The organism is Sulfurihydrogenibium sp. (genome assembly GCF_027448985.1).
GTDB lineage: Bacteria > Aquificota > Aquificia > Aquificales > Hydrogenothermaceae > Sulfurihydrogenibium.
Genome location: NZ_DAIDMN010000163.1, coordinates 1 through 1,152, shown reverse-complemented (window position 1 = coordinate 1,152; position 1,152 = coordinate 1). Strand labels below are relative to the sequence as shown.

Sequence of the window (1,152 nt, the reverse complement as noted above, 5' to 3'; positions counted from 1 at the left end):
AAAATCAATTGACATACATTACCTTTTCTTTTACATTCATTGCTTCTTAATCCTTCATTCTTATACTCTTTGATAAGCTGTATAGACCTTTCTATGCTATCCAATACTTCTATCATCCTTATCATGATTGTTTTTGCCATGTTTATTTCCGGTGGATTCAAGTTATATTTTAAGGCTAAATTTTTAGAATTTTCAGTTAAGTATTCAAAACAGTTGTTGAATCTTGCTATAGGCCCCACAATGTACGTTTGCTCGTCTTTTGTTTTACTGTACTTTGCGGTAGAGTAAGATTTTTCGTATTCTTCAAAGTAATATAAAAATTCGTCTTTATCTATTATGGTTCCATTGGATATGAATACTTTTCCTTTGAGTATAGGGTAGTATTCATCCTCTTTTAAAGAGACAAAAATTATGTTGTTAGGAAGCAAGTGCTGAGGAAAGTTTAGTTTTGAGAGAAATTTTAAAATCTCCAAACTGTACTCGTAAGATTTTTCTAAATCCGGAATAATCCCTTTCAATTCCATCTCCTTTGGATAAGTTGTAAAACCACCTACTTGGACAGTGACAGGATGGACTGCTCTACCTCCAATGATTTCAAGAATTTTTTGACCTGTTTGTTTTATAAACAAAGCCTTTTTTGATAAATCAGGATTAGTTTTTAAGAGTTCAAAAAATGAGTTTAGTCCCAAAAAATCCGGAAGATGCATAAAAAAAACGTGAATTGCATGACTGTGAATCCATTCTCCATAATAAAAAACTCTTCTTAAATTTTCAACTTCTTTTGATACTTTAACATCAAATATACTCTCAACAGCCTGAACTGAGCTCATCTGATAGGCTACAGGGCAGATACCACATATCCTTGCGGTTATATCAGGAATAACATCAAATCTTTTTCCTTTTAGGATAGATTCGAAAAATCTAGGTGGTTCAAAAATGTTAAGTATAACATCCACTACCGTATCATCTTTTATAATGACTTTTAAAGAGCCTTCTCCTTCAACTCTTGTTAAAGGTCTGATTTCCATAATCCCTCCAAGTATATAGGATTGTAAGCGTTTAGGGTGTTTTCTACAAACTCTTTTATGTCCCATCCATTCTCTTCAAAAATTTCCTTTAATGCCTCTATATTTGCATCTTTGTAAGGACCGA

1 protein-coding gene is annotated in these 1,152 nt (G+C 32.4%); it reads right to left on the bottom strand.

Annotated elements, in window-relative coordinates:
• Positions 1 to 1,028: nickel-dependent hydrogenase large subunit (locus NE054_RS08305; protein WP_297890524.1), on the bottom strand; the 1,028-nt coding region annotated here is incomplete at its 3' end.
• Between the last annotated feature and the right edge of the window lie 124 nt (positions 1,029 to 1,152).